Annotated in this window: 5 protein-coding genes; all 5 read left to right on the top strand. The window is 33.4% G+C overall.

Translation table 25 applies throughout. The features are described 5' to 3' along the window. Positions 1–97 precede the first annotated feature (97 nt). Positions 98–556: a prepilin-type N-terminal cleavage/methylation domain-containing protein gene (locus GW846_00050; protein ID NDK09160.1), complete on the top strand. Its 459-nt coding sequence runs from the start codon at positions 98–100 to the stop codon at positions 554–556. Continuing rightward, positions 529–1,029: a prepilin-type N-terminal cleavage/methylation domain-containing protein gene (locus GW846_00055; GenBank protein NDK09161.1), complete on the top strand. Its 501-nt coding sequence runs from the start codon at positions 529–531 to the stop codon at positions 1,027–1,029. The genes GW846_00050 and GW846_00055 overlap by 28 nt, the downstream gene beginning before the upstream one ends. 77 nt (positions 1,030–1,106) lie before the next feature. Continuing rightward, positions 1,107–1,412 (top strand): hypothetical protein, encoded by a 306-nt coding sequence (locus tag GW846_00060; protein ID NDK09162.1) that lies wholly within the window; start codon positions 1,107–1,109, stop codon positions 1,410–1,412. Between the two features lie 2 nt (positions 1,413–1,414). Beyond that, entirely contained in the window at positions 1,415–1,987 is a 573-nt protein-coding gene (locus GW846_00065; GenBank protein NDK09163.1) for a type II secretion system protein, read from the top strand. A 38-nt stretch (positions 1,988–2,025) separates the two neighbouring features. Beyond that, positions 2,026–3,051 carry a pilus assembly protein PilM gene (locus tag GW846_00070; protein NDK09164.1) on the top strand — a complete coding sequence of 342 codons (1,026 nt, stop codon included), beginning with the start codon at positions 2,026–2,028 and terminating at the stop codon, positions 3,049–3,051. Positions 3,052–3,219 lie beyond the last annotated feature (168 nt).

Below are 3,219 nucleotides of genomic sequence, written 5' to 3' on the forward strand. Positions count from 1 at the left end.
TATGTCTATACCATAACAACATCATCAACAACCGCCTATAAAATTACAGCAGACTTAGAAACCGGAACAACATTTTCCGTTGAAAATCAACAATAGTATGAAAAAAGGCTTTACGTTAATCGAAATTCTAGTTGTTGTGACTATTATCGTTCTTATGACGGCTACGGCTGTCGTTACTTATTCGGCATTTCTAAAACAGTCACGCGATGCAAAAAGAAAGGCGGACCTTGAACAAATAAGAGCGGCTTTAGAAATGTATAGAAGCAATAACGACGCTTATTATCCAGGAACAATGACAGGAGATTGTCCAAATGCGGTTTATGATATCTATACTACTCCGATTAAATATATCGAAAGTATGCCTTTAGATCCAAAATCCGGCACAGGTTATTACTATAGATGTAATATCTCAACAGGCGATTATACTTTAGGGACTTATTTGGAAAATGGCTCAGGAAGCTGTCTTGGCACTTGTAAAACAGGCGTGCAATGCAACTATTGTGTAGGCCCCTACGGACAAACATATCCATGAAAAAATCCAAAGGATTTACATTAATTGAAATCCTCGTTGTCACTACTATTACCCTTATTTTTCTTGGAGTTGGCCTAGTTCAATATAATACCTATACCGAGCAAGCAAAATTAAAAAATGAAGGAAAAAAATTAGTTGACGTTCTTGAACTGGCCAAAAAAAAGGCACTTTCCGCCGACCTTCAAGATAAAAACTGCATCAACTTTACCGGTTATCGAGTAACAATTTCTCCTCCCAGTACCTATTCATTTAAGTTCTGTTGTGCTCCAACTTGTACTGTTGTTCAAAGTTATACTATACCAACAAGCAATATAACTATTACCGCCGGAGCAGATGATTATGATTTTTCACCATTAATGACCAGTCCAATTTTTGTTTCTGATACGATTAGTCTCAGAAATTCTGCTATCAGTAAGACTATAAACATATCAATTTCCCCAATAGGAGTCATTGAATTAGATGAAACGTTGCTATGAAAAAATCTTTTTCCCTCATAGAAGTTATAATTTTTATCTCTGTATTGGGTTTATTTTTTATAGCGGCCTTAACGGTTACAACTTTTAACCTTAAGAATATGAAAATTCAGGAACATAAAATTTTGGCTACCCGATACGCAGAAGAAGGAATCGAATGGATAAATCAGGAGAAAGAAGATGATTGGACAGTATTTATTGCTCACGGGTCTGCCGGTGGAACCACCTATTGTTTGAACTCTCTTAGCTGGACCAGCGGTTCATGCGGAGACTACTCCTTAGGAACAATATTTAAACGGGAACTTGTGATCAAAAATTCTGGGGATGCAGTTATAACGGTATATTGGCAGGATATGGGTACGGTTTTATCAGTACCAATAAAAACGGTGTTTAAATTATTAGAATAGTTATGAAAAAATCTTTTACTCTTATCGAAACTATCGTTGTTATTGCTGTCATTGGTTTGACCTTGCCGGTTTTGTTTGCAACTATTTTAACTTTAATGAGACAACAGATAAAAATTTACCGGTTGAGTCAGGTTAAAAGAGAAGGGGATTATATCATTAATTTGATGGAAAATACGATAAGAAATAGAGCCGTTACCGTTCACTCCGGACAACCAACTGACAACAATCTTGTTTGCCAAGATGGAGATTATACTCCACCAAGTGGAGCATTGTACTTTCTTGACGAAGATAAGCAATGGTTTGGCTATTTATTTGAAAACAATTCAATTGCTTCAAAATCAGCAGACTTAGACAATCCTCCTGATATTTTAACATTTCCTTTAACTTCAAGCAAAATTTTAGTCGATAATACTTTCTCTATTTCCTGCTCAAGAACATCTGCCTATTTACCCGTATCGATTTTACTTGATTTTGATATCTGTTATTATACGGGGGCCGGAATCTGTACATCATCTCGGCCCGAAGAAATTACCTCGCTTCATTATCAAATGAGAGTTAAATTGAGAAATTATTAATACTTGATACTTAATACTTAATACTCTATATTGAAACTATGGCTGATAAATATTTTTGTTTAGATATCGATGAAAAATTTACGAAGGTGGTCGATGCAAATAAAGTTGGAGATACTTTAGAAATCATGGCGTTAGGAAAGGCAGTAACACCTGATTTTTTTTACACGAGTAATTTAGAAAAGAATATCGAAAACCAAGTTAATCAAATAAAAAAATTGATTGAATCCTTAAAGATTACCAAAAAAGATGTCAATATTATCATTCCTGATAGCCTCACATATAGTCAGATAATATCGATGCCTCTCCTCAATGAAAAAGAGCTCATTACGGCTATTAAATACCAAGCAGACCAATTTATCCCTATGCCAATTGAAGAAACAAATATTGATATTGAAGTAATCAGCGAGGATCAGGTAGAAAAAAAAGTTCTTTTGTTGATCGTAGCAGCTCCAAAAAAAGTGGTTGAACGCGTTCAAACAACGGTTGAATTGGCAGGTCTTAATCCTGAATCAGTTGAAAACGAACTTAGTTGTACCGCACGTTTTGTCAATAATTTTAATAAAAATATTATAAATCAATACAAAATAAATCAAACCCAGGGACTTGTAGTTGCAAATTTTGATACCAATTCTACTTCCTTATCATATTTTTCACCTCAAGAACTGATTGTTAAAGAAGTTCACAACCTATCAATCGGTTACCAACTTTTTTTGAAGGAAACTCAAGTAAATACCGCTACTGACATTAAAAAATCAGAGGAAATGCTTAAGAATTACGATAAAAATAATCCGTCTTCCTATTCTCTTGAAAAAATAGTTCAACCTTTAGTTAAAGAATTTTCTACCGAATTAAAATTATTTATCAGTAAATATAATCCAGCCACAGTATTATTTACAAATAAAATATTTTTGTATCCTTCGTTAGTAACTAACTTAACCGAAGAACTTGGTTTGCCAATTAATATTTTTGAACCAAGCTTATTATTAAAAAAGTCTCAGTTAACGGAAACCTACAAAAATGAATTATCTGTATTTATTCCTGGAATAGGCGGAAACATGAGATAATATGAAAAAAAGTAGTATCAATCTTCTTGTTAACAGAGAAGATTACCAAAAATATGAAAATCTTTTCCAGCGCTTAAAGCTTACCGCTGCTTTATTAACTGTAATTTTGACTATCATATTTGCTTATTTTTACTTCTCAATAAAAAATAAGTTTAGTATTTATGAAAA

The sequence above is a fragment of the Candidatus Gracilibacteria bacterium genome (assembly GCA_010119145.1).
Classification (GTDB): domain Bacteria; phylum Patescibacteriota; class Gracilibacteria; order BD1-5; family UBA6164; genus JAACSU01.